This is a genomic window from Pseudarthrobacter sp. P1 (genome assembly GCF_050156935.1).
GTDB lineage: Bacteria > Actinomycetota > Actinomycetes > Actinomycetales > Micrococcaceae > Specibacter.
Genome location: NZ_CP189584.1, coordinates 3882451 through 3905868, shown reverse-complemented (window position 1 = coordinate 3905868; position 23418 = coordinate 3882451). Strand labels below are relative to the sequence as shown.

Here is a 23418-nt window from a genome sequence, read left to right as displayed (position 1 = left end):
CATCCGCAACAAAAAATGAACGATAAACTGGAGAAGTCCGGATCCGCCGTGTGCGGATCAAAAGAACACCGCGGCACATCCGGCGCCGCACCACGACCAAAGTGGACTTCTGTGACTGCTTCCGATTCCCCAGCAACTACCAGCGTAGCCAATCGCTACGGCACGCCCAAGCGGGCACTGTCCAGGAAAGCAAAAACCGTCCTGGCGGCCGTTGGCGCCGTGCTGGTGCTGGCCTTTGTGGCCTGGCTGGCCCTGGGCCGCGGAACCCCCCCGGTCGACAGCAAACTGGTGGGCTATTCGGTGGTGGACGGCACGCTGACCGAGGTGGACCTGCAGGTCACCAAGGACCCCGGTGCCACGGCGCGCTGCGCCGTCAAGGCCATGAACGATGCCTATGCGGTGGTGGGCTGGGACGTGGTCACCATCGGCCCCAACGGCACCGGCGAGGGCACCAACAACGGCCGCACGACGGCGGCACGGGCCATGGTCCGCACCGACTCCCCCGCCGTCACGGGAGTCATCGACAACTGCTGGCTGGCCACGGCGCCGTAGCGGTGCGCGGCCCCGGCGCCGCCCCAGTGTTGGGATAACCGCCGTTGTTGCTTACACTGGTCTAATACCTTCGCCCCGCTTGGTAGGCTCCAGCAGCCGCCCCGGCGGGGTCTTTGCTTGTCAGTACCTCTCAAGGAGAACCGAGTGTCTACCACGAACAGCGCCCCCGCTGCCTGGCTCACCCAGGAAGCCTTCGATCGCCTGACGATCGAACTGGAACACCTCTCCGGCCCCGGCCGCGCCGAGATCGTGAAGAAGATCGAACAGGCGCGCTCCGAGGGCGACCTGAAGGAAAACGGCGGCTACCACGCGGCCAAGGACGAGCAGGGCAAGATCGAGGCCCGCATCCGCCAGCTGACAGCGCTGCTGCGCGACGCCCACGTGGGCGAGGCCCCGGCCGACGACGGCATCGTGGAGCCGGGCATGCTGGTGGTCGCCACCATCGCCGGGGACGAGACCACGTTCCTGCTCGGCAGCCGCGAGGTGGCCGGCGACACCGACCTGGACGTCTTCTCCGAGAAGTCCCCGCTGGGTGCCGCCATCCAGGGCCACAAGGCCGGCGACGTCCTGCGCTACACGGCCCCCAACGGCCGCGAGATCCCGGTGGAGATCATCTCCGCCAAGCCGTACACAGGCTAGAACCACTGCCCAACCCAACTGCGCGGGCCCCTCAACGAGCTCGCGAGTTGTGGGAGCAACTGGGGCGCAGCAACTGCATGAAATCCGCGGATTTCCAGCAGTTGCTGCGCCCCAGTTGTGTCTAGTGCACCACGATCGGCTGGAAGCCCTCGGCGCGCAGCGCGGTGAGCACCAGCTCGCAGTGCTCGTGCCCCTTGGTCTCCAGGTTCACCGTGATGGAGACGTCGCCCATCGAGATGGAGCCGCCCACGCGGGTGTGGTCCACGCCCGTGACGTTGGCATCGTTCTCGGCGATGATCCGCGAGATGGTGGCCAGCGAGCCCGGACGGTCGTCCAGCATCATCCGCACGGTCATGAACCGGCCCGCGGCGGCCAGACCGCGCTGGATCACCTTGAGCATCAGCATGGGGTCGATGTTGCCGCCGGAGAGGATCACCGCCGTCGTGCCGGGGTTCTCGATCTTGCCCTCCATCAGGGCTGCGACGCCGACGGCGCCGGCGGGCTCCACCACCAGCTTGGCGCGCTCGAGCATGAACACCAGGGCGCGGGCCAGGGCATCCTCGCTGACCGTGACGACGTCGTCCACCAGCTCGCGGATGATGGAGAACGGCAGCTGTCCCGGGCGGCCCACGGCAATGCCGTCGGCCATGGTGGAAACCTTCTTCAGCGGCACCAGGGCGTCGGCGGCCAGCGAGGGCGGGTAGGCGGCGGCGTTTTCCGCCTGCACACCGATGATTCGGATCTCCCGGCCCAGCTCCTTGGCCCGGGTCTTGATGGCCACCGCGACACCGGCCAGCAGGCCACCGCCGCCCACGCCCATCAGGACGGTGTCCACGTTGGGGATCTGGTCCAGGATTTCCAGGCCGACGGTGCCCTGCCCGGCCACCACGTCCACGTTGTCGAAAGGGTGCACAAACACGGCGCCCGACTCGTCGGCGAAGCGCTGCGCCTCGGCCAGGGACTCGTCCACATTGTGCCCGTGCAGCACCACCTCGGCGCCGTGGCTGCGGGTGGCGGCCAGCTTGGGCAGGGCCACGCCGAGGGGCATGTAGATGCGGGCCTTGATGCCCAGACTCTTGGCCGCGACGGCAACACCCTGGGCGTGGTTTCCGGCCGAGGCCGCCACCACGCCGCGGGCGCGCTCTTCGGCAGTCAGCTTGGCCATGCGGACGTAGGCACCGCGGACCTTGAAGGAGCCGGCGCGCTGCAGGTTTTCGCACTTGAAGAAGACCTCGCCCCCGCAGATTGCACCCAGTGCCCGCGAACTCTCAATGGGGGTCACCGCGGTAATGCCCACCAGCAGCTCCGCGGCTGCCTCGACGTCGTGGAGCGTTACGGGGAGTTCACTGAGGGCATTCACTTAGGTGGTCTCTTTCTGGTTGGACTGCTGCACGGATCCGGAAGGACCGGCAGGTTCGGGGGAGGGCGACGGGGCGCCGGTGGGGCGCAGGCCCATCGGCAGGGGGGCGGCGTCGAGCGGCTCCTCCCAGCCGCGGGCGGCAATGTAGCGGATGGCCGCATTGGCAACGGCCAGCAGCGGCACGGCGAAGAGCGCCCCCGGGATGCCCGCGATGCCCGAGCCGGCGGCCACGGCCAGGATCACGGCCACCGGGTGCAGGGACACGGCCCGGCCCATCACGAGCGGCTGGAGCAGGTGGCTCTCGGCCTGCTGGACGGCCAGCACAATGGCCAGCATGATCAGCGCGTTGACCCAGCCGTTGGCCACCAGGGCCAGCAGTACGGCCACGACGCCCGTGACCAGGGCACCGATGACGGGAATGAAGGAGCCCAGCAGCACCAGGATGGCCAGCGGCAGGGCCAGCGGGACGCCGATGATGGCGGCACCGGCACCAATGCCGACGGCATCGACGCAAGCGACAAAGAGTTGGATGCGCACGTAGTTGACCATGGAGCCCCAGCCGCGGTGGCCGGCCCCGTCGACGGCGCGGCGTGCCTTCCTCGGCAGCAGGCCGACCAGGAAGGTCCAGATGCGCTCCCCCTCCAGCAGGAAGAAGATCAGGATGAACAGGGTCAGCAGCAGCCCGGCGGCAAAGTGGCCGGCGCTGGTGCCAAAGGTCAGGGCGCTGCTGAGGATGGAGCTGCTGTTCTTCTGCAGGGCATCGATGGCGTCGTTGACATAGACGCTGATCTGGTCCGCGCTCAGCTGCAGCGGGCCCTCGGAGAGCCAGCGCAGCACCTGGTCCAGACCGCCCAGCGCCTCCTCGCGCAGGTCCCCGAAGCCGGCCACCATTTGACGGCCCACCAGGAACAGCGCACCGACCACGCCGGCCAGCACGCCCAGCTCGATGATGGCAACGGCCAGGCCGCGGTGCAGGCCGCGGCGCACCAGCCAGTTCACCATCGGACGCAGCAGGCCCGCCAGCAGCGCGGCCACCATGATGGGGATGACAAGCAGGCTGACCTTGCCCAGCAGCCACAGGATGCCGCCGCCCACCAGCAGAACCAGCCCCAGGCGCCAGGCCCAGGCCGCGGCAACGCGCAGGCCGTAGGGCACGTCCGCTCCGTCGTCGGTGGGCGCTGGAGCGTTCCGATCAGAGGCGAGTTTCATGTGTCAATGATTCCCCACCACGGAAAAATACTGAAACCGGGTCCAGCATGAGGGCGCACGGGACCGCACCGCGGGGTACCCCGGGGTGCCCCAGAGGCGGGCCAGGGGCGCCCCTGGGCGCGTCTGGGCGCGTCAGAGGCGGGCGCCGATCCCCCAGCGCATGGTGGCCGCCTCGCCCGGCGCCAGCCAGCGCAGGCCCTCGCCGGAGTTGAAGGCGTTGGCCGGGCCGGTCATCGGCTCCACCGCGACGGCGCAGTCCCGCCCGGGGAACTGGTCGGTGATGAAGACGTGCACATAGGGGGCGCTCTCGTCCTGCCAGAGCCACACGGCGCGCCCGTCGGGTGCCGTGAGCGTGCTGGTGGCGAGCCCGCCGTCGTACGCCAGCGCCGTGAACGAGCTGTCCAGCGCCAGCGAGCCCGCCCGGCGCCCGGCGCGCAGGTCGGTGTCGCCGGAGACGGGCACCGTGCCGGTGGGGATCAGCCGGTCATTGGCCGTGAGCGTGGCCGACGCCGGGATCGTGACGGTGAGCTCGGCCGTGGGCACTCCGGCCAGCCGCAGGTAGGGGTGCGCGCCGAGCACAAAGGGCGCCGGCTCGGCGGAATCGTTGATGAGCGTCTGCTCCACCGCCAGTTCCAGCGCCTCCGTGAGGGTGTAGCGCACGCGGTGCCGGAGCAGGAACGGGTAGCCGTGCTGCGGGTGGATGGCGGCCTCCAGCAGCACGTGGTGCTCCGAGGACTCCAGCGCCGCGTACGGGGCGTTGCGCAGCAGGCCGTGGATGGCGTTGTGCCGGGGAACCTCGGTGATGTCCAGCTGCTGCGGGGCACCGTGGAGCAGCCAGCGGCCGCCGTCCACCCGGTTGGCGAAGGGCGCCAGCGTGATGCCCGTCGCGCCCGGGGCAATCTCGCGGTCCGCATAGCTCTCGGTCAGGGCCACGCCGTCGCGGGCAAACGAGCGCAGGCCGGCGGCCAGGGAGACGATCGTGGCGGTGGCACCGCCGCGGGCCAGGGTGTACTGGGCGCCGGTGGCGCAGGGCAGGGCGGTGGCGGGTGAGGCGGTTTCCATGCCACCACGGTACAACTTTTGGCCCGCCCCTCCGTGCATGGTCCGCCCAGCGGACGATTGCTGCCGTCCGGAACGGCAGCATCGGCCAATCCCGGGCAAACACTGGCGCCGCACCCCCCCTCCTGTTATATTTTGTTTGAAACTATTCGAATTTGATACCCTGTGGAGCCGGCCGCCGCCGCCCGCGGGAGCCGGCCAGAGAGGGAGATCGACATGTTGGCACCCGAGCGCCAGTCCCGCATCCTGAGGGAACTCCAGCACCATGAGGCCGTCCGCGTGGCGGAACTGGCCACCGCGCTCGGGGTCAGCGAAATGACCGTCCGCCGCGACATCGAGGCCCTGGACACCTCCGGGCTGGCGCGCAAGATCCACGGCGGGGCCACCCGGCTGGCCCGGCTCAGCGCCGTCGAGCCCGGCTTCATCTCCAACGCCGGCCGCGAGCCCGAGGCCAAGACCGCCATCGCCGCGGCCGCCCTGGTCCTGCTGGAACCGGGCATGACAGTTGCCCTGACCGGCGGCACCACCACGTACCATCTGGCCACGCTGCTGCACCAGATCGACAACCTCACAGTGGTGACCAACTCCCTGAAGGTGGCGGAGGTCCTGCACCAACACCAGGGCGAGGCCGGGACCACCGTGATCGTCACCGGCGGCGAGCGCACGCCGTCGGAGGCGCTGGTGGGCCCCGTGGCCCGGGCCTCGATCGAGCGGCTGAACACTGACATCTGCTTCATGGGCGTGCACGGCATCGACGCCGCGCGCGGACTGACCAGCCCCAATCTGCAGGAGGCGGACACCAACAGCGCGTTTGTGCACGCCACGAGCCTGCTGGTGGTGCTGGCGGACCACAGCAAGTTCAATGTCCGCTCGCTGGCCTCCGTGGCGCCGCTCGCCGACGTGGACACGATCATTACCGACGACGGCGTGGACGCCTCCACGCTGGCCCTGTTCCGGCCGCTGGTAAGCCACCTTGTGGTGGCCCCGGCCCCGGTGCCCCTCCCGACCCTGATTGGCGGACAAGCCCGATGACCACAGCAACCAGCACCAAGCTGGCCGATGGCCGTGAATTGATCTACTTCGACGACGGCGCCGCCAAGGACCACAGCGCCGCGGACACCCGCCCGTTGGAGCCGCGCTCGGTGGCCGACACCGGGCAGATCCGCTTCGACGCCCTGACCGGGGACTGGGTGGCCGTCGCCGCGCACCGGCAGAGCCGCACCTATCTGCCCCCGGCGGACCAGTGCCCGCTGTGCCCCACCACCGGCGGCAACCTCTCCGAGATCCCCGGCGCCGACTACGACGTCGCCGTCTTTGAAAACCGCTTCCCGTCGCTGGGTCCGGCCACCGGACCGGCACCCGAACACCCGGTGTGGGGCACGCACGGCACCGCCTTTGGCCGCTGCGAGGTGGTGGCCTTCGAATCCGAGCACACCGGCTCCTTCGCCACGCTTTCGGACCAACGCGCCCGGACCGTCATTGACGCCTGGGCCCACCGGACCGAGGCATTGAGTGCCATCGAGGGCATCAAGCAGGTGTTCCCGTTCGAGAACCGCGGCCAGGAGATCGGCGTCACCCTGCACCACCCGCATGGGCAGATCTACGCCTACCCGTACATCACCCCGCGCGCGATGGTGATGGCCCAGGCCGCCCGGACGTTCTACGACGGCGCCGACGGAACCGCCACGCTGGCCGGGTCCATCCTCGACGCCGAACGCAGCAGCGGGGACCGGATGATCCTTGAGGGCGAGAACTTCAGCGCCTATGTGCCCTTTGCCGCGCACATGCCGCTGGAAATCCACCTGACCCCGCACCGCCACGTGGCGGACATTGCCGCGCTGACCGGCGAGGAGCGCGACGAGCTGGCAACCATGTACCTGGACCTGCTGCGCCGGCTGGACAACCTCTACGACACCCCCACCCCGTACATCGCCGCCTGGCACCAGGCCCCGGTGGATGCCTTCTACCGCCCGGCCGGCCGGCTGCACCTGCAGCTGACCTCCCCGCGCCGGGCCGCGGACAAGCTGAAGTTCCTGGCCGGCTCCGAGGCCGCGATGGGCGCCTTTATCAACGACACCACCCCGGAGCAGACGGCCGCCGTGCTGCGCCGGACCTCCGCCGCACAGAAAGTCCTCACCGCATGAGCACCGCCCTGACCCCCGCCGAACTCACCGCCGCCTTCACCGACCACTTCGGAGCGGCCCCCGACGGTATCTGGACCGCCCCGGGCCGGGTGAACCTCATCGGCGAGCACACCGACTACAACGAGGGCTTTGTGCTGCCCTTCGCCATCGACCGCACGGCCAATGTGGCCATCCGGCTCCGCGGCGACAGCACCGCCCGGCTCCTCTCCAGCTACGGCGACCAGGGCGTGGCCACCGTGGACCTGGACACGCTCTCGCACGAGGCCATGTCCGGCTGGACCGCCTACCCGCTGGGCGTGGTGTGGGTGCTGCGCCAGCAGGGCGTGGCCGTGGGCGGCTTCGACCTGTACCTGGACTCCACCGTCCCCACCGGGGCCGGGCTGTCCTCCTCCGCCGCCATCGAGTGCGCCGTGGCCACCGCCTTCAACGATCTCCTGGACGCCGGGCTCTCCGCCGAGGAGCTGGTGCTGGTGGGCCAGCGCGCCGAGAACGAGGTGGTGGGCGCCCCCACGGGCATCCTTGACCAGTCCGCTTCGCTGCTCGCCACCGACGGCCATGCCGTGTTCCTGGACTGCCGCACGCAGGAGGCCAAGCTGGTGCCGCTGGACCTCGCCGCCGCGTCCCTGCTGGTGCTCGTCGTCGACACCAAGGTCAGCCACGCCCACGCCACCGGCGGCTACGCGGCCCGCCGCGCCTCCTGCGAACTCGGTGCCGAGGTGCTGGGGGTCGCGGCCCTGCGCGACGTCGACGACGAGGACCTGGCCGAAGCCGCCGGCCTGCTCGACCCCGAGACCTTCCGCCGCGTGCGGCACATCGTCACCGAGGACGCCCGTGTGCTCCAGACGGTGGCGGTGCTCGACGACGGCGGCCCCGCCGCCATCGGTGCGCTGCTGCTGGCCAGCCACGCCTCCATGCGGGACGACTTCGAGATCTCCTGCCCGGAGCTGGACCTGGCCGTGGACACCGCCATGGCCCACGGCGCCCTGGGCGCCCGGATGACCGGCGGCGGCTTCGGCGGCTCGGCCATCGCGCTCATCCCGGCCGCGGCCGAGGCAGCCGTGCGCGCCGCCGTCACAGCGGCCTTCGCGTCCGCCGGATTCACGGCCCCGGACATCTTCGCGGTCTCCCCCGCCGACGGCGCCCGCCGCCTCGCGTAGCGGAACCAACTGAGTGGGCCCACGGTTGCGCGGGCCCCGCAACGAGCCTGCGAGTTGTGGAACCAACTGAGGCGCAGCAACTGCAGAGAATCCGCGGATTCCGTGCAGTTGCTGCGCCTCAGTTTTTGATCTGGTGCGTTTGGCCGTGCTAGTCGTTGCCGCGCAGGATCGCGATCAACCGGATGATCTCGATGTACAGCCAGACCAGCGTCACGGTCAGGCCGAACGCCGCCGTCCAGGAGTACTTGGCCGGCAGGCCGTTCTGCACGCCTTGGGCGATGGAGGTGAAGTCCATCACCAGGGAGAAGGCGGCCAGGCCGATGGCCAGCAGGCCCAGGATCAGGCCGAACGGGATGTTGGTGCCCGGGATGTCCATCGAGTTGACGCCCCAGGGGCTGTTGGTGACGTTGAAGACCATCAGGCCGAAGTTGATCAGCGAGAACACCGCGTAGCCGCCCAGGGCGATCATGAAGAACTTGGTGGCCTTCGGGGTGGCACGGAGCTTGCCGCTCTTGAACAGCACCAGCGTGACGGCAAAGACGGACAGCGTGCCCAGCACGGCCTGCACCACGATGCCCGGGTAGACCGATTCCAGCGACCGGCTCAGCCCGCCCAGGAACATGCCCTCGGCGGCCGCGTAGACCAGGATCAGGGCCGGGGACGGCTGCTTCTTGAAGGAGTTCACCAGGCCCAGCACCAGGCCCACGATCATGCCCGGAATGGTCAGGATCGGCACGATCCATCCAGCCGCGGCGCCCACCAGCACCAGGGCCAGCGTGGCAACCGTCTTCATGATGACATCGTCAAAGGTCATCCGGCCGGTCTGGGCCGGACCCGCCGACGGGGCGTTGTAGAGGTCCTGGAGCTGCTGGGACGAGAGCTGCGCCTGGGACCCCATGGTGGACGTCCCCGCGCCCAAATACCCCTGGTTTGCCAGCTGGCCGTGCGGGCCGGGCTGGTCCTTGAAATATTTATTGTTGGCAAATACCGGGTTTCCACCGTTGGCCATGATGCAAGTCCTCCAGATTAGGGGGCAAGTGATGTTCTTTACCCTAACAAGTAGACGAACAGTGTCCACGTTTGGTTCCCTGGCCGGAAATGGTGGCGCCGTATCCTATCCGCCGGGACACGTCCACTGTACCGTGGGCCCATGACAACGAACTCTTGGTCCCTGAGGGGACGCGCGGCCCGCCTTGGTGCCGTCGCCGCAGTATCGATGGGGCTCGTGGCCGGTGCCGTTGCGGCACCGGCCACGGCTGCCAGCACCAGCGGCAACGGAAAATCGCCTGCCGCTGCGGCCAATTCGGTCAAATACACCGCGCTGGGGGACTCCTTTACCGCAGGGTCCGGGGCCGGCAACGAAGCGGGGCTGTGCCGGCGCAGTCCGCAGGCGTATGCCCCGGTGGACGCCGCCGCTCTGGGCGTCCAGCTCCGCGGAAACCTGGGCTGCTTCGGGGCCACAACCGCCGATGTCCAGGCCACGCAGGTTCCCTCGATGTCCCCGGCAACTGACGTTGCCACCCTCACGGTGGGAGGCAACGACGTCGGCTCGGGCCTGGTCACCGCGGCCTGTCTGCCGGATCCGGCCACTGTGGCGTGCCAGAGTGCGCTCCAGGCCGCGGAAGTGTCGATGGCGGCGCTGCCCGGCAAGCTCACCGCGTTGTTTGACTCCATCAGGGGGCAGGCCAAGCACGCCAGGATCATTGTGGTGGGCTACCCACACCTGTTTGAACCTGCCACCATGGCCGCCCTGGGCTATCCGGAATCGCTGGTGCAGGCAGCCAACGCCGTCAACACGGCCACGGACCGGCTCAACCTCGTCCTGGCCAGAACCGCTGACGCCGACGGTGCCACGTTCATCGATGTGACGGGAACCTTCGCTGGGCATGGCTACCCGTCGGCGGCCCAGTGGATCAACTTCGGTTCCGACCCAACGTACTTCGGCAACCTCCACCCCAACGCCCTGGGCCAAAGCCTGGGCTATGCCGCGGCGGTGAAGAACGCCATCAGCGCGGGGTAGGCCGCCGCCCTTCCGGTGGTGCCCCAGCAGGGACTCGAACCCTGACTGAACAGATTTTAAGTCTGGTGCCTCTGCCATTGGGCTACTGGGGCGCGCCGGCCCCAAGGCGCGGATCGCTAGTCAAGACTACGTCAGAGGCACGATAGTGCGGAAAATGCGTCAGAGGTTGTTGAACGGTGCCGCATAGCGGAAGGGGCCGCGGATGCCGGAGTGGAAGGAGGCCAGCGGCAGCGCCATGAAGTTCTCGCCCCAGGCCAGATCCGGAGCCTGGATGCCCAGCGAGGACGCCGGCACAAAGCCAAACCGCGGATAGTACTCCGTGCTGCCCAGCAGCAGGATGGCCGGCTCCCCCTCGGCCTCGGCCCCGGCGATGACGGCCTCCATCAGCGCGATGCCCACGCCCTCGCGCTGGGCGTCGGGGCTGACCGCCAGCGGCCCCAGCCCCACGGCCCGGAAGCCGTCGATCCAGCCGCGGGTGCAGATGACGTGCCCGTCCACGCGGCCGTCGCGTTCGGCCACCAGGGACAGTGCGGGCAGGTAGTCCGCGCCGTCAAAGAGCTGAGCCAGCAGCCCCACCTCCGCCGGCTCCCCCGCGCCGCCGGCGGCCCCGTCCGCGCCGCTGCCGGCCGGGGCGGCGAAGGCCTCGGCCACCAGTTCAAAGATGCGCGGACGGTCTGCGGGCTGCTCATGGCGGACGATCATGGAACAACAGTAGGCGCGGGCGCCCCCGCAGGAAAGACCGGCGGCGGGCCGGAAAAGCGGTGTGCGCGGAAAGTTCCACGGCCGAAACACGACGGCGCCCGCCCCCGGCAAAGGGGACGGGCGCCGTCGGGCGCTTGGAGGAAGCGGCGGTGCTACTTGGCGTCGGCCGAGACGGACGCCTTGGCCTCGACGGCGGGCGCCGGGGCGGCCGCGGGCTTCGGGGCCGGGGTGGCTGCGGCCACGAAGGCGGCGCGCGGCTGGTCCAGGTCGATCAGCTGGGTGGTGTCGCGGCCGGCGAACAGCGCCACGAACCAGTCCATCAGGACGCGGAACTTGCGCTCCACGGTGGGCATGGCCAGGCCGTGGTAGCCGCGGTGCGCGACCCAGGCCGGCCAGCCCTTGAGGTGGATGCCCAGGATCTTGGCGACACCCTTCCACTGGCCGAAGCCGGCAACGGCACCGAGGTTGGCGTGCTTGTAGTCAACCAGCGGCTTGTTGAAGCGGCTGGCCCACAGGTTCTTGGCAAGGCGCTTGGCCTGGCGCAGGGCGTGCTGGGCGTTGGGCACGCAGGTGCCGTCCGGCAGGCCACCGGTGAGGTCCGGCACGGCGGCGACGTCGCCGGCGGCCCAGGCGTTCTCGATCGGGCCGAACTCGCCGGTGATGCGCAGGTCGGCGCCGGTCTGGACGCGGCCGCGGGCCTCGATCGGGAAGTCCGTGGAGCGGACCATCGGGTTGGCCATGACGCCGGCGCACCAGATGAGGGTGTCGACGTCGAACTCGCCGGCGGAGGACTTGTCGGCCATGTTGATCAGCTGGAGGTGGTTGTTCTCCGCGTTGGCCAGCGAGGTGTTCAGCAGGACCTCGATGTTGCGGCTGCGCAGGTGCTCGACAACCCACTCGGCCTGCTTCTCGGTGACCTCGGGCATGATCCGGCCCATGGCCTCGACCAGCACGAAGCGCAGTTCGGAGGCGTCGACGCGGCCGTTGAACTTGACGGCGGCGCGGGCCATGTCCTCGAGCTCGGTGATGGTCTCGATGCCGGCAAAGCCGCCGCCGACGACGACGAACGTCAGGGCGCGCTTGCGCAGGGCCGGGTCGGCCTCGGACGCGGCGGCCTCGATGCGGGAGAGGACCTGGTTGCGCAGCGCAACGGCCTCTTCGATGGTCTTCAGGCCGATGCCGTTCTCGGCCAGGCCCTTGATCGGGAAGGTGCGGGTGACGGCACCGGCGGCCATGACGACGTCGAAGTAGGGCAGCTCGAAGTTCTCGCCACCGTCGGCCGGGGCAATCACGGCGGTCCGGTTGGCGTGGTCGATGCTGGTGACACGGCCCTGGATGAGCTCGGTGTGCTTGAGGTGCTTGCGGTGCGAGACGACGGCGTGGCGTGCCTCGATGTTGCCACCGGCAACCTCGGGCAGGAACGGCTGGTACGTCATGTACGGCAGGGGGTCAACGAGAGTGACGATGCCGCCGGAATTCGCGATCTTCTTCTGCAGCTTCAGTGCAACGTAGAGGCCGACGTAGCCGCCGCCGACTACGAGAACTCGCGGACGATCCTGATACTTGGGTGTGAGTGCCATGGCTTAATCGTACAAGAGTTTGTGAAAACATTCACTAGCGCCCGCCATGTGACCTCCCGGACCGCAACAGCGCTACTTTCCGCGGTCCAAATGCTTGTGATGGTGTATGCGCGGCGGCTCCGTTCCGGTGGCAGGTATGGCAGGCACCATGCCGGTGGCCGGGCCCTCCGGAGCGGGCCGCCGGCGCGCCACCAGCAGGTGGATGGCGCCGCCGCCGGCGATGGCCAGCAGCAGTGCCAAGAAACCGAGGACCAGTACCATCGGGAGCCGGCTGTCCAGGTCTGCGGCGGCCAGCGCGGCGGGCACCGTGGGGTCCGCCAACGTGGGCTGGGCCTCGGCCGCCGGGGCGCTGGTGTGCGGTGCGTCGGTGGCCGCCGGGCTCTCCGCCCCGCCCCGCCGGTGGATGGTGATCCAGGTGGCCATGCTGCCCAGCGGGTTGGCCGTGACCAGGGGGACGTTGGCCGACACGGCAGCCTCGGCATCGAGCTTGCCGTAGCCGTAGATGGCATTCGGGATGGGGTCCCCGGCCGGCTTGGCCGTGCTGATGATCCGGTTGATGACCTGGGCAGCAGACATCTCGGGGTACTTCGAGCGGATCAAGGCGGCCACGCCGGCCACGATCGGGGCCGCACCGCTGGTGCCGCTCCAGCGCGCATAGCCGCCGCCGGGGAGTCCGCCGGCCAGATTCTCGGCCGGGGCGCTGACGCCGATGCTGATGCCCTGGCTGGAGGAATCCTGGCTGGCGTTGCCGTCGGCGTCCAGCCCGCCCACGGCCAGCACGCCCGGGATGGTCGCCGGGGCGCCCACCTGCTCGCTGCCCGTCTTGCGGTTTCCGGCCGCGGCGACAATCACTACGTCCTTTTGCTCGGCGTAGAGGAAGGCATCGTCCCAGCTCTGCGGCCAGGAGGTGGAGCTGCTGCCCAGGGACATGTTGATGACCTTGGCCCCGTTGTCCACGGCCCAGCGCACCGCGGCGGGGATCTGTTCGTCGATGCTCTTGCCGCCGGGGTTGGGGCTGCCCAGCCAGACGGAGGCCGACAGCAGCTGGGCCTCCGGGGCCACGCCGACGACGCCGTCGGGCCCGGCACCCGCGGACTCGGCCGGCGCGGGCGAGGGGCTCGGCGTGCCGTGGCCGCGGCCGGCCAGCATCGTGGCCACGAGGGTGCCGTGCTCCGGCTCGGCGCCGACGCCCTTCTCCCCGCTGCTGCCGCCGGCACCGGAAAGGTCCGTGCCGCCGGCGACGGCGCCCGCGAGGTCCGGGTGGGAGGCATCCACACCGCTGTCGATCACGGCCACCGTGACGCCGGCACCCTTGGAGACCTGCCAGGCCTTGGTGATGCCGTAGGCGTCCAGCCAGTACTCGCGGTTGCGGATGTCGTCGGCGTGCGCCGCGGGAGCCCCGCCGAGGGCTCCGGCCAACGTGCCGGCGGCCAGCAGCAGGGCCAGCAGCGCGGCCGCGGCGGACCGGCGCCGCCTAGGGAGCGCGGGCATCAGGACTCGATCCCCAGCGCGATGCCATCCAGAATGTCGTGTTCGCTGGCGGTGGCCTCGGCCACACGGCCGGCGGTCAGCTCGCCCAGCCGTTCCAGCACGGTGCGCCAGATCAGCGCGCCGGCACCAATGACGTCCACGCGGCCCGGGTGCATGAAGCCCAGGGCGGCGCGCTCGGCGCGGCTCATTGACAGCAACTCGGTGCAGGCCGCGGCCACTGCCGCGGTGTCCAGGGTGGCGCCGTGGATCCGTGCGGGATCGTAGGCGGCCAGTCCCAGCGCCTGGGCCGTGATGGTGGTGATGGACCCCGCCACGCCCACCACGCGGTCCGCGGAGCCCAGCGGGACGGTGCCCAGCACGGCGTCCAGGTGGGCATCCACCTCGGCCCGGGCGGCGTCGATCTGAGCCGCGGTGGGCGGATCCGAACGCAGGTGCCGTTCGGTGAAGCGTACGCAGCCCATGTCGGTGCTGATGGCCGCCGTGACGCCGGCGCCGGTGCCGAGCACAAATTCGGTGCTGCCGCCGCCCAGGTCCACCACCAGCACGGACGCGGAGTCCATGCCCGGGAGCACGCTGGCGGCACCGGCGAAGGACAGTCCGGCCTCCTCGGCGCCGCTGACCACCTCCGGCTCCACGCCCAGCCGGGCCCGGATGCCGTCGACAAACACGTCCCGGTTGCCGGCATCGCGCGTGGCGCTGGTGGCCACAAAGCGCACCTTTTCGGCCCCGTGGCGGCGGATCAGCTCCGCATAGTCGTCCGTGGCCGCAAAGGTGCGCTCCAGCGCCTCCGGGGCCAGCATGCCCGTGGCATCCACTCCCGCACCGAGGCGCACCACGCGCATTTCACGGTGCACATCCACCAACCGCCCCTCACGCCGGTCGGCAATGAGCAGACGGATGGAGTTGGTTCCGCAGTCGATGGCTGCAACGCGCATGGTGCTCCTTGTAAAAATGGGGCCCGGTAAGGGTCGGGCCTGCCGGCGGCCGGGGCCGGTTCGATCAGGACTGGGTCTGGTTCAGGTGCTTGACGTGCCGGCTGAGGTCCTTGTCCGGAACCGGAGCCGTGTCATCCCAGGCACCTGCGCAGTAGCAGCGCTCCCGCGTCCACCACTCGCCGATGGCCTCGATGGCCTCGTCGCCCAGCGGGTTGACGCCGGGGCCGGCGGCCAGGGCATGGCCCACCAGCACATGCAGGCACTTCACGCGCGTGGGCATGCCGCCGGCGGAGATGCCGTCGATCTCCGGCACGGGACCGGTGCCGGCACGCTCGCCGATCTCGCGGCGGGCCCGCAGGTAGGCCTCGTGGGCGCCGGCGTAGGCGGCGGCGAGGGCATCGTCGGTGCCCAGCCTCTCGGTCATCTCGTTCATCATCCCGGCCGCCTCGAGCCGGGAGACGGCGGCGGTGATGACCGGGTGCGTCAGGTAGTACGTGGTGGGGAACGGGATCCCGTTGCTCAGCCGCGGAGCCGTGGCGGCCACCAGCGGGTTGCCGCAGACGCAGCGGGCGGGGATTTCCACCACATCGCGGACCGGGCGGTTCAACTGGCGGCTGAGGGTGTCCAGGTCATGTTGGGAGGGCTCGCGGCCCGGTGTTGCTGGGGATGCTGATGTGCTCACCGGCGTCCTTCCTTCTGGTGTCAATTCTTCGTGGTCTTCTGTCACTGCGGGTTCTTAGGGTGCGGCGGACCGTTTGATGGATTCCCAGAGCCCGTCCACCCACGGCAGGCTGGTGCCGCCCGGGCTTTGGCCGGCCCCGGTCCCGGCCGCCCCGTCCGTGGGCTCGGAGTTCTCCGGCGTGGCCGATCCGCCCGAGCCGTCGTAGACCCAGTAGCCGGTCTCCCCCGGCATCATCATGTTGACCCGTTCGCGGGCCTGCTGCTTGACATAGGCCGGATCATCCCAGCGGCCCAGCTGGGTGGTGAGATCGGACTGCACCTTCTCGCGGGCCGCAATGTCCGCCTTCAGGGCCGAAATTTCCGCCCGCTGCTGCAGAAACGTGTGCACGGCCGGCGCGAGCAGGACGGTGATGGTCACCAGCACGACGGCGAGGGCCAGCAGGCGTCCGGAGAACGCCCGTGCGGGGACCGGAACCGGGCCGGACTCGACGGAGCCATGCCCACCGGCGCCCTTGGCGGCGTTCCTGGCCCAGCCGAAGCGGGTGCGGGCGGTCGTGCCCGGAGAGGTCCTGGTGCCCGTGGCGCCGGCGGTCCGGGCAGCCGCGCGCCGGGCGGCTGCGGCGTCGGGATTGCCGGCGGGTGGATTGCCGGCGGGTGGATTGCCAGCGTCGGGCTTGGGGGTGCGGCCACGGGCACCGGGGGCGGCGATGCTTGCGTCAGGCTGCGCCGGGGCCGTTCCGGCGTGGCCCTCTTCCGTCCCGGCGGCTTGCTGTGCCCGGGGCATCCTGGGGCGGCGGGTGGCCATGGTTCTCCTGGGTGGTGCGCTGGTGCGGCTCCCCGCCCGGGAGGGCGGGGGCCGTACCGGTGACTGGCTAAGGTGTACCTTTCACCTTAGCCAGTCGGTGGCGCTTACTTGGCGGTGAAACGCGGGAAGGCGCTCAAACCGGCGTAGCGTGCGGCGTCGTCGAGCTCTTCCTCGATGCGCAGCAGCTGGTTGTACTTGGCCACGCGCTCGGAGCGGGCCGGGGCACCGGTCTTGATCTGGCCGGCGTTGGTGGCCACGCAGATGTCCGCGATGGTGGTGTCCTCGGTCTCGCCGGAGCGGTGCGAGGTGATGGTGGTGTAGCCGGCGCGCTGGGCCATGGACACGGCGTCCAGGGTCTCGGTCAGCGAGCCGATCTGGTTGACCTTCACCAGCAGCGAGTTGGCCGTCTTGGCGTCGATGCCGCGCTGCAGGCGCTCCGGGTTGGTGACGAAGAGGTCATCGCCCACGAGCTGGACCTTGTCGCCGATGGCGTCGGTGAGGGTCTTCCAGCCTTCCCAGTCGTCCTCGTCCAGCGGGTCCTCGATGGAGACCAGCGGGTAGTCGGCAACGAGCTCGGCGTAGTAGGCGCTCATCTCGGCGGCGGAGAGGGCCTTGCCCTCGAACTGGTAGGCACCGTCCTTGTAGAACTCGGAGGAGGCAACGTCCAGGGCCAGGGCGATGTCCTTGCCCGGGGTGTAGCCGGCGCGCTTGATGGCCTCGGTGATGAGGTCCAGTGCCGCGCGGTTGGAGGGCAGGTTCGGGGCGAAGCCGCCCTCGTCGCCCAGGCCGGTGGAGAGGCCCTTTTCCTGCAGGACGGACTTGAGGTTGTGGTAGACCTCAACGCCCCAGCGCAGGCCCTCGGAGAAGGTGGAGGCACCGAGCGGAACAACCATGAATTCCTGGATGTCGACGTCGGAGTCGGCGTGGGAGCCACCGTTGAGGATGTTCATCAGCGGCACGGGCAGCACGTGGGCGTTGGGGCCGCCGAGGTAGCGGTACAGCGGCAGGTCGGCCGAGGTGGCGGCGGCGCTGGCCACGGCCAGGGAGACGCCCAGGATGGCGTTGGCGCCCAGCACGGACTTGTTGGCGGTGCCGTCGAGCTCGAGCATGGTGGCGTCGATCAGGCGCTGGTCCGTGGCCTCGAAGCCGATCAGGGCCGGGGCGATGGTGTCGATGACGGCGTCGACGGCCTGCAGGACACCCTTGCCCTGGTAGCGGTCCTTCTCGCCGTCGCGGCGCTCCACTGCTTCAAAGGCACCCGTGGAGGCGCCGGAGGGTACTGCTGCACGGCCAACGGAACCGTCGCTGAGTCCGACCTCGACCTCAACCGTCGGGTTGCCGCGGGAATCAAGGATTTCACGTGCGTGAATGGCGTCAATAATGGCCACGAATGGCTCCTAATCTGAGCTGTCTAGCGGATGAAGGGTGACCTCGCTGTCCCCTTAAGACTAGCGGGTCGGCGCTGCAGGGCCGCTTTTGCGACTTTCCGCCCGGGGGTATTGACGCTCCGAAAGATAGCGATATATCGTTGACATATCGCGATAGTAAAGCGCGAGTGGGTCACCGACCCCAGGGGATCGCGCCGGCGTGAGAGTTCCGCCCACCTCTTCCCGCCGATCGGCACCCGGCAATCGCCACCCGAATTCCCCGAAGAAGGAACCACCATGAACACCTTTGATCCAACCTCCCGCTCCCGCGGACGCGGTCCGGACGGTCCGGCCGGGCGCCGGCACCACGACCCCCGGATGCCCGGCGGCGAGGGATCCTTTGACGGCCCCGGCGACGAGGGGCCGCGCGCTGCGCATGGCCGCGGCCGTGGCTCCCGCGGTTTCGGCGGCGGCTTCGGCCAAGGCTTCGGTCCCGGTTTCGGCGGCGGCTTCGGCCCGGGATTTGGCCCCGGCTTCGGCATCTTTGGCCCGGCGGGCCGCGTCCGCAAGGGCAATGTCCGCAGCGCCATCCTGTCCCTGCTGGCCCAGCATTCCTACAACGGCTACGGGCTGATCAAGGCCATCGCCATCCACACCGACGGCGCCTGGCGGCCCAGCCCGGGCTCGATCTACCCGGCGCTGGCCGCCCTGCAGGCCGATGGGCTGATCGAGGCCTCCGGCGAGGGCCGGCGGACCGAGTTTGGCCTCACCGACGCCGGCCGCGAGTACGTGGCCACGCATCCGGAGGAAATGGCCCAGGTCTGGGCGGGTGTGAGCCAGGAGGCCGGCGCCGGCGCGGACCTGCGAGCCAGCATCGGCAAGCTGATGGGCGCCGTGCACCAGATCAGCGCCGACGGCACCGAGGACCAGCTCCGCACGGCCACGGCGGCCCTGGACGAGGCCCGCCGCACCATCTACAAGCTGCTCTCGGAGTAGGTGCCCGGTCCCCGGGGACGCCGTTTCCCGTTCAGGATGCAACCGTGGCGCCGTCCTGGACGGGAACCGGCGTCGCAATCGTTTCCCCGCCCGGGAAACCCGGTCAGCCGTCCCCGGTGTGGAATTGGCGGACGGCGGTGCGCAGGGCGCGCTCGGCGTCGAGCCCGTGGGCCCGGGCGGAGCGGACGACGGCGAACAGCAGCTCGCCGAGCTCGGCCTCGGTTTGCGGCGTCCTACCGACCGGAACGCCAGCAGCGCCGGCGGTGCCCGTGGCCGTGCCGGCGATGGCAGGGCCGGCAGCGCCGGTGCCTGTCGCAAGGGCGGCAGTTCCAGCGGCGCCGAATCCATCGTCCAGTCCGGCCAGTCCGGCCCGTTCCAGGGTCTTGGCGGCCAGCGCCAGCGCGGGCATGGCGGCCGGCAGCGTACCAAAAACGGACGCCCGGGTGTCCGCCAGCGCGGCGTCCGCTGCGGGGACGCCCCGTTCGGCGGATTTGGCGGCGGCGTAGCTGCGCTCGATTTCCGCGATGCTCTCCGGAAAACTCTCCCGCAGCGTGCCGTCGGGGCGGAAAACGTGGGAGTTGCGGCGGATGAGTTTGGCCCGCAGGTGCTCCGCCACATCAGCCAGTGCGAAAGTGCCGGCCTCCTCCTGCAGCCGGGCATGCAGCAGCACCTGGTACAGGATGTCCGCCAGCTCGCCCTTGAGTTCGCCGGCGTCGGGGGCTCCGGCCCCGTCCTCCACCACCTCGGTGAGTTCGTAGGCCTCCTCGATCAGGTAGGCCAGCAGGGATTCGTGGGTCAACGCCGCGGTCCACGCGCAGTGCTCGCGCAGCGCCGCCACCACCTGGACCAGACGGTCCACCGCGGCCCCGGGGGTGGCTGCCCCCGGGGCCGCGGCGGCCGGACTAGGCCTCGGGCTCATCGCCCTCGAGGAAGTCCCCGTACACGTCCGCGATGTAGTCCGCCAGGGCCTCGCGGGCCTCGAGCGGGATGAAAGCGGCCTCGACGGCGTTCAGCGTCAGTTCCAGGAAGTCCTCCAGGTCGTAGCCGAAGGTGTCTGCCAGCAACTCGAACTCGCCGGAGAGCGTCACGCCGCTCATCAGCCGGTTGTCGGTGTTCACCGTGACGCGGAAGCCCGTCTGGTAGAGCAGGTCGAACGGGTGGTCCTCCACTGTGTCGCCAAAGCCGGCGATGGCCCCGGTCTGCAGGTTGGAGGACGGGCAGAGCTCCAGCGCGATGGCGCGGTCGCGGACCCAGGAGGCCAGCGTGCCGAGGGTAACCATGTGCACCGACTCGCCGTCCTGATCCTCATCCTCGACCACAATGTCCTCGGCGATGCGCACGCCGTGGCCCAGGCGCAGCGCGCGGCCGTGCACCAGCGCGTCCTGGATGCTCTCCAGTCCGGCGGCCTCCCCCGCGTGGACGGTGGCCGGGAAGTTGTTCTCGGCCAGGTAGGTGAAGGCGTCCTTGAAGCGGGAGGCCAGGAAGCCGTCCTCGGCGCCGGCAATGTCGAAGCCGACGGCACCCTTGTCGCGGTGGCGGACGGCCAACTCCGCGATCTCCTGGCCGCGGTCCGCGTGGCGCATGGCCGTGATGAGCTGGCCCACCTGGATGTGCCGGCCGGACTCCTCCACCGCCGCGATGCCCTCCTCGATGCCCGCCTGGACGGCCTCGACGGCCTCATCCAAGCTCAGGCCCTGGGTGAGGTGCTGTTCCGGTGCCCAGCGCACCTCGCCGTAGATGACGCCGTCGTCGGCCAGGTCCTCCACGAATTCCCGGGCCACACGGGCCAGTCCCTCGCGGGTCTGCATGACGGCGATGGTGTGGTCGAAGGTCTCCAGGTAGCGCACCAGCGAGCCCGAGTCGGCCGACTCCTGGAACCACTGGCGCAGCGCCTCCGGCTCGGTGGCGGGCAGCTCGTGGCCGGCCGCTGCGGCCAGTTCAATGATGGTGGACGGGCGCAGGCCGCCGTCCAGGTGGTCGTGCAGGGACACCTTCGGCAAGGCACGGAAATCGATGGACGTGGGCGCGGATTCAGTGGAAAGTTCAGTCACAACCCCCACTCTAGGGACGCACCCGCAGCGGCGCTAGTTCCCCGCGGAGGGTCCCGCGGAGGAATCGGCGCTGGCATCCGGCCCGCCGGTGGCAAGGCCGGCGGAGACGGGCAGTGCCGCCGGCGCCGCCAGTGCGACGCGGCCGCGGGCCCGGCGGTCCAGCCAGCCGTGCAGCCATTTCATCGCGTGGTCCACCGCGAAACCCATGACGATGGCGAACACAATGGCAATGCCAATGCCCGTCAGCGGGTTGTCGTGCAGGAAGTGGAAGCTGCCGGACAGGCTGCCAATGGCCACGCCGTAGGCCGACCAGGTGAAGGCGGCGATGAAGTCCAGCACAAAGAACCGGCGCCAGGAGAACCCGGTGGCCCCGGCGGTGAAGTTCACCGCGATGCGCCCCACGGGGATGTAACGGGCCGTAAAGACCAGCACCGCGCCGCGTTTGTTCAGCTCGTGTTTGGCCCAGTCGAAGGCCTTCGCGGCACGGGGGCGCCGCATCCATTTGAAGCGGGTGGTGCCGAGCTTGCGGCCCATGAAGTAGGCGATGTTGTCGCCGAGGATGGCCCCCACGGCACCGCCAAGCAGCAGCAGCCACACGTTGGGCAGGCCGTTCTGGATGGAGATGGCGGACAGGGCCACAATGGCCGTCTCGCTGGGAAGGAAGAGGAAGAATCCATCGATCAGGCAGAAGAGCGTGACCATCGGAACAACCCACCACTGATTGGCGGAGTGGGTGATCAACTCGTTGAGCTGATGCATGATGTGAAAGAAGTCCACGTGGGACGATTCCTCTCCTGGGGCCGATGTCAATATCAGTGTCCCATGCGCCCCGCACCGGCACCATCACCCCCGCGGCCGATCATTGGACGGCCCGTGTCCACCCCTGGTATGACGGCGGCGCCGGTCCCCAGCGGGGCCGGCGCCGACGTCACATTCCGGATTCCAGACCGTGCGGTTCAGGCGATGCGGTCGATGATCAGCCGCTGGGCCGGCCGCGAGCCCTCCGGGGCGATGGTGGCGGCATGCTCCAGCGCCTCCTTGGCCCGGGCGAACTTCTCCGGGGTGTCCGTCAGCAGCGTCATCAGCGGCTCCCCCGCGCGGACCAGGGCGCCGGGCTTGGCATGCATCTGCACCCCCGCCCCGGCCTGGACCACATCCTCCTTGCGGGCCCGGCCGGCCCCCAGCCGCCAGGCGGCCACGCCCACGGCCAGCGCATCCAGGCCCACCAACACGCCGTCGGCGGGGGCGTAGATGGTTTCGGATTCCCGTGCCACGGGCAGCGCCGCCTCCGGATCGCCGCCCTGGGCGGAGATCATCCGCTTCCACACGTCCATCGCCCGGCCGTCGCGCAGCGCGGCGGCGGGGTCGGCATCGTGCACGCCGGCCGCAGCCAGCATCTCCTGCGCCAGCGCCACGGTGAGTTCGACGACGTCGGCCGGGCCGCCGCCGGCGAGCACCTCCACCGATTCCGCCACCTCGATGGCGTTGCCGGCAGTGAGCCCCAGCGGGGTGTCCATGTTGGTCAGCAGCGCCACGGTGTTCACGCCGGCGTCGGTGCCCAGCGCGACCATGGTCCGGGCGAGCTCGCGGGCCTGTTCCGCATCCTTCATGAAGGCACCGGAGCCGACCTTCACATCCAGCACCAGGGCCCCCGTGCCCTCGGCAATCTTCTTGCTCATGATCGAGGAGGCGATCAGCGGGATCGCCTCCACGGTTCCGGTGACGTCGCGCAGGGCGTAGAGCTTCTTGTCCGCCGGCGCCAGCGAGGACCCGGCGGCGCATATCACCGCACCCACCTCGCCGAGCTGGCGCATCATCTGGGCATTGCTGAGGTCCGCGCGCCAGCCGGGGATGGACTCCAGCTTGTCCAGCGTGCCGCCGGTGTGGCCCAGCCCGCGGCCCGAGAGTTGCGGGACGGCGACACCGAACACCGCCACCAGGGGCGCCAGCGGCAGGGTGATCTTGTCCCCCACCCCGCCGGTGGAGTGCTTGTCCGTGGTGGCCATGGCCGCGCCCGCCGGGGTGCGCAGGGACGAGAAGTCCATCCGCTCCCCCGAATTGATCATGGCCGAGGTCCACCAGGAGATCTCCTGCCGGGTCATGCCGTTGAGCAGGATGGCCATGTTCAGCGCGGCCATCTGCTCGTCCGCAATGGCGCCGCGGGTGTAGGCGTCGATGGTCCAGTCGATCTGGGCCTGGCTGAAGGTGCCGTGGTCGCGCTTGGTGCGGATCATGTCCACGGCGTCGAACTGTTCTGCCGGAGCGCTCATGGATTGTCCTTACAAGTGTTCGGGACCGAAGGCATCGGGCAGCACCTCGTCCATGGTCCGCACCCCGTGGCTGGTCATCAGGACCATGCCCGGCGCGCGGAATTCATACAGCAGCTGGCGGCAGCGCCCGCACGGCATCAGCACCGCGCCGGCGCCGTCCACGCAGTAGAAGGCGGCAATCTTGCCGCCGCCGCCCATCTGCAGCGCACCGACCATCGTGCACTCGGCGCACAGGGTCAGCCCGTAGCTGGCGTTCTCCACATTGCAGCCGCTGACGATCCGCCCGTCGTCCAGCAGCGCCGCGGCCCCCACGGGGAAGGAGGAATAGGGTGCGTAGGCGCGCCCCATGGCATCCTGCGCGTGCCGCGCCAACAGCTCCCAATCAACCTCTGCCATGGCG

The 23418-nt window shown here is 69.9% G+C and carries 23 protein-coding genes and 1 tRNA gene; 7 read left to right on the top strand and 17 right to left on the bottom strand.

Going from position 1 to position 23418, the window contains the following annotated elements; genetic code table 11:
• Positions 1-111: 111 nt before the first annotated feature.
• On the top strand, positions 112-552 hold the full coding sequence (locus ACQCSX_RS18355; protein ID WP_427016667.1) for a DUF4307 domain-containing protein: 441 nt from the start codon (positions 112-114) through the stop codon (positions 550-552).
• Positions 553-696: 144 nt separating this feature from the next.
• Positions 697-1191: a transcription elongation factor GreA gene (gene greA, locus ACQCSX_RS18350; protein ID WP_427016666.1), complete on the top strand. Its 495-nt coding sequence runs from the start codon at positions 697-699 to the stop codon at positions 1189-1191.
• A 121-nt stretch (positions 1192-1312) separates the two neighbouring features.
• Here the strand turns inward: greA and ilvA are convergent, their stop codons facing one another.
• From ilvA to ACQCSX_RS18335, 3 genes are all read right to left on the bottom strand, one after another.
• The gene (gene ilvA, locus ACQCSX_RS18345; protein ID WP_427016665.1) at positions 1313-2551 is read right to left on the bottom strand and encodes a threonine ammonia-lyase; all 1239 of its coding nucleotides are present in this window, start codon (positions 2549-2551) and stop codon (positions 1313-1315) included.
• Positions 2552-3760 carry an AI-2E family transporter gene (locus tag ACQCSX_RS18340; protein WP_427016664.1) on the bottom strand — a complete coding sequence of 403 codons (1209 nt, stop codon included), beginning with the start codon at positions 3758-3760 and terminating at the stop codon, positions 2552-2554.
• Positions 3761-3892: 132 nt separating this feature from the next.
• On the bottom strand, positions 3893-4822 hold the full coding sequence (locus ACQCSX_RS18335; RefSeq protein WP_427016663.1) for an aldose 1-epimerase family protein: 930 nt from the start codon (positions 4820-4822) through the stop codon (positions 3893-3895).
• Positions 4823-5035: 213 nt separating this feature from the next.
• Between ACQCSX_RS18335 and ACQCSX_RS18330 the strand changes: the two genes are divergently transcribed.
• The 3 genes from ACQCSX_RS18330 to galK are packed head-to-tail and all read left to right on the top strand — an operon-like array spanning position 5036 to position 8120.
• Positions 5036-5851, top strand: coding sequence for a DeoR/GlpR family DNA-binding transcription regulator (locus ACQCSX_RS18330; RefSeq protein WP_427016662.1), 816 nt, complete (start codon positions 5036-5038; stop codon positions 5849-5851).
• Positions 5848-6963: a galactose-1-phosphate uridylyltransferase gene (gene galT / locus ACQCSX_RS18325; protein ID WP_427016661.1), complete on the top strand. Its 1116-nt coding sequence runs from the start codon at positions 5848-5850 to the stop codon at positions 6961-6963. The genes ACQCSX_RS18330 and galT overlap by 4 nt, the downstream gene beginning before the upstream one ends.
• Entirely contained in the window at positions 6960-8120 is a 1161-nt protein-coding gene (gene galK, locus ACQCSX_RS18320) for a galactokinase (RefSeq protein ID WP_427016660.1), read from the top strand. Before galT ends, galK begins: the two co-directional genes overlap by 4 nt.
• A gap of 148 nt (positions 8121-8268) precedes the next feature.
• Here galK and ACQCSX_RS18315 read toward each other — a convergent pair whose 3' ends face one another.
• Positions 8269-9129 (bottom strand): Bax inhibitor-1/YccA family protein, encoded by an 861-nt coding sequence (locus ACQCSX_RS18315; protein WP_427016659.1) that lies wholly within the window; start codon positions 9127-9129, stop codon positions 8269-8271.
• Positions 9130-9270: 141 nt separating this feature from the next.
• On the opposite strand from ACQCSX_RS18315, the gene ACQCSX_RS18310 reads away from it, so the two are divergent.
• Positions 9271-10140, top strand: a complete 870-nt coding sequence (locus ACQCSX_RS18310; protein WP_427016658.1) for an SGNH/GDSL hydrolase family protein — start codon at positions 9271-9273, stop codon at positions 10138-10140.
• Positions 10141-10156: 16 nt separating this feature from the next.
• Here the strand turns inward: ACQCSX_RS18310 and ACQCSX_RS18305 are convergent.
• From ACQCSX_RS18305 to eno, 8 genes are all read right to left on the bottom strand, one after another.
• Positions 10157-10232 (bottom strand) — tRNA-Leu (locus tag ACQCSX_RS18305).
• A 67-nt stretch (positions 10233-10299) separates the two neighbouring features.
• Positions 10300-10842, bottom strand: coding sequence for a GNAT family N-acetyltransferase (locus ACQCSX_RS18300; protein WP_427016657.1), 543 nt, complete (start codon positions 10840-10842; stop codon positions 10300-10302).
• Between the two features lie 152 nt (positions 10843-10994).
• Entirely contained in the window at positions 10995-12422 is a 1428-nt protein-coding gene (locus ACQCSX_RS18295; RefSeq protein ID WP_427016656.1) for an NAD(P)/FAD-dependent oxidoreductase, read from the bottom strand.
• 72 nt (positions 12423-12494) lie between these two features.
• Complete coding sequence (locus ACQCSX_RS18290; protein WP_427016655.1) at positions 12495-13913, bottom strand: S8 family peptidase; 1419 nt, start codon at positions 13911-13913, stop codon at positions 12495-12497.
• Positions 13913-14848, bottom strand: a complete 936-nt coding sequence (locus ACQCSX_RS18285; RefSeq protein WP_427016654.1) for an exopolyphosphatase — start codon at positions 14846-14848, stop codon at positions 13913-13915. Before ACQCSX_RS18285 ends, ACQCSX_RS18290 begins: the two co-directional genes overlap by 1 nt.
• A 64-nt stretch (positions 14849-14912) precedes the next feature.
• Complete coding sequence (locus ACQCSX_RS18280; protein ID WP_427016653.1) at positions 14913-15530, bottom strand: DUF501 domain-containing protein; 618 nt, start codon at positions 15528-15530, stop codon at positions 14913-14915.
• 54 nt (positions 15531-15584) lie between these two features.
• Positions 15585-16334 carry an FtsB family cell division protein gene (locus tag ACQCSX_RS18275; RefSeq protein ID WP_427016652.1) on the bottom strand — a complete coding sequence of 250 codons (750 nt, stop codon included), beginning with the start codon at positions 16332-16334 and terminating at the stop codon, positions 15585-15587.
• 104 nt (positions 16335-16438) lie between these two features.
• The gene (eno, locus tag ACQCSX_RS18270; protein WP_427016651.1) at positions 16439-17722 is read right to left on the bottom strand and encodes a phosphopyruvate hydratase; all 1284 of its coding nucleotides are present in this window, start codon (positions 17720-17722) and stop codon (positions 16439-16441) included.
• Between the two features lie 357 nt (positions 17723-18079).
• Here eno and ACQCSX_RS18265 point away from each other — a divergent pair, with 357 nt between their 5' ends.
• A complete protein-coding gene (locus tag ACQCSX_RS18265; RefSeq protein ID WP_427019094.1) occupies positions 18080-18697 on the top strand; it encodes a PadR family transcriptional regulator in 618 nt (205 codons plus the stop codon).
• Positions 18698-18800: 103 nt separating this feature from the next.
• Here ACQCSX_RS18265 and ACQCSX_RS18260 read toward each other — a convergent pair whose 3' ends face one another.
• The 5 genes from ACQCSX_RS18260 to ACQCSX_RS18240 all read right to left on the bottom strand — a co-directional run bounded on the left by ACQCSX_RS18260 (position 18801) and on the right by ACQCSX_RS18240 (position 23414).
• The gene (locus tag ACQCSX_RS18260) at positions 18801-19616 is read right to left on the bottom strand and encodes a MazG nucleotide pyrophosphohydrolase domain-containing protein (RefSeq protein ID WP_427016650.1); all 816 of its coding nucleotides are present in this window, start codon (positions 19614-19616) and stop codon (positions 18801-18803) included.
• Entirely contained in the window at positions 19600-20748 is a 1149-nt protein-coding gene (locus ACQCSX_RS18255) for an adenosine deaminase (RefSeq protein ID WP_427016649.1), read from the bottom strand. The genes ACQCSX_RS18260 and ACQCSX_RS18255 overlap by 17 nt, the downstream gene beginning before the upstream one ends.
• Before the next feature lie 33 nt (positions 20749-20781).
• Positions 20782-21507 carry a DedA family protein gene (locus ACQCSX_RS18250; protein ID WP_427016648.1) on the bottom strand — a complete coding sequence of 242 codons (726 nt, stop codon included), beginning with the start codon at positions 21505-21507 and terminating at the stop codon, positions 20782-20784.
• Between the two features lie 197 nt (positions 21508-21704).
• Complete coding sequence (locus ACQCSX_RS18245; protein WP_427016647.1) at positions 21705-23018, bottom strand: thymidine phosphorylase; 1314 nt, start codon at positions 23016-23018, stop codon at positions 21705-21707.
• A 9-nt stretch (positions 23019-23027) separates the two neighbouring features.
• On the bottom strand, positions 23028-23414 hold the full coding sequence (locus ACQCSX_RS18240; protein ID WP_427016646.1) for a cytidine deaminase: 387 nt from the start codon (positions 23412-23414) through the stop codon (positions 23028-23030).
• Between the last annotated feature and the right edge of the window lie 4 nt (positions 23415-23418).

Coding starts and splice junctions, on each gene's coding strand:
- ACQCSX_RS18335 (WP_427016663.1), bottom strand. CDS start 4,822: ATGGAAACCGCCTCACCCGCCACCGCCCTGCCCTGCGCCACCGGCGCC.
- ACQCSX_RS18285 (WP_427016654.1), bottom strand. CDS start 14,848: ATGCGCGTTGCAGCCATCGACTGCGGAACCAACTCCATCCGTCTGCTC.
- ACQCSX_RS18265 (WP_427019094.1), top strand. CDS start 18,080: ATGCCCGGCGGCGAGGGATCCTTTGACGGCCCCGGCGACGAGGGGCCG.
- ACQCSX_RS18245 (WP_427016647.1), bottom strand. CDS start 23,018: ATGAGCGCTCCGGCAGAACAGTTCGACGCCGTGGACATGATCCGCACC.
- ACQCSX_RS18300 (WP_427016657.1), bottom strand. CDS start 10,842: ATGATCGTCCGCCATGAGCAGCCCGCAGACCGTCCGCGCATCTTTGAA.
- galT (WP_427016661.1), top strand. CDS start 5,848: ATGACCACAGCAACCAGCACCAAGCTGGCCGATGGCCGTGAATTGATC.
- ACQCSX_RS18295 (WP_427016656.1), bottom strand. CDS start 12,422: ATGGCACTCACACCCAAGTATCAGGATCGTCCGCGAGTTCTCGTAGTC.
- galK (WP_427016660.1), top strand. CDS start 6,960: ATGAGCACCGCCCTGACCCCCGCCGAACTCACCGCCGCCTTCACCGAC.
- ACQCSX_RS18275 (WP_427016652.1), bottom strand. CDS start 16,334: ATGGCCACCCGCCGCCCCAGGATGCCCCGGGCACAGCAAGCCGCCGGG.
- ACQCSX_RS18260 (WP_427016650.1), bottom strand. CDS start 19,616: ATGAGCCCGAGGCCTAGTCCGGCCGCCGCGGCCCCGGGGGCAGCCACC.
- ACQCSX_RS18310 (WP_427016658.1), top strand. CDS start 9,271: ATGACAACGAACTCTTGGTCCCTGAGGGGACGCGCGGCCCGCCTTGGT.
- ACQCSX_RS18240 (WP_427016646.1), bottom strand. CDS start 23,414: ATGGCAGAGGTTGATTGGGAGCTGTTGGCGCGGCACGCGCAGGATGCC.
- ACQCSX_RS18315 (WP_427016659.1), bottom strand. CDS start 9,129: ATGGCCAACGGTGGAAACCCGGTATTTGCCAACAATAAATATTTCAAG.
- ACQCSX_RS18290 (WP_427016655.1), bottom strand. CDS start 13,913: ATGCCCGCGCTCCCTAGGCGGCGCCGGTCCGCCGCGGCCGCGCTGCTG.
- ACQCSX_RS18250 (WP_427016648.1), bottom strand. CDS start 21,507: ATGCATCAGCTCAACGAGTTGATCACCCACTCCGCCAATCAGTGGTGG.
- ACQCSX_RS18340 (WP_427016664.1), bottom strand. CDS start 3,760: ATGAAACTCGCCTCTGATCGGAACGCTCCAGCGCCCACCGACGACGGA.
- ACQCSX_RS18330 (WP_427016662.1), top strand. CDS start 5,036: ATGTTGGCACCCGAGCGCCAGTCCCGCATCCTGAGGGAACTCCAGCAC.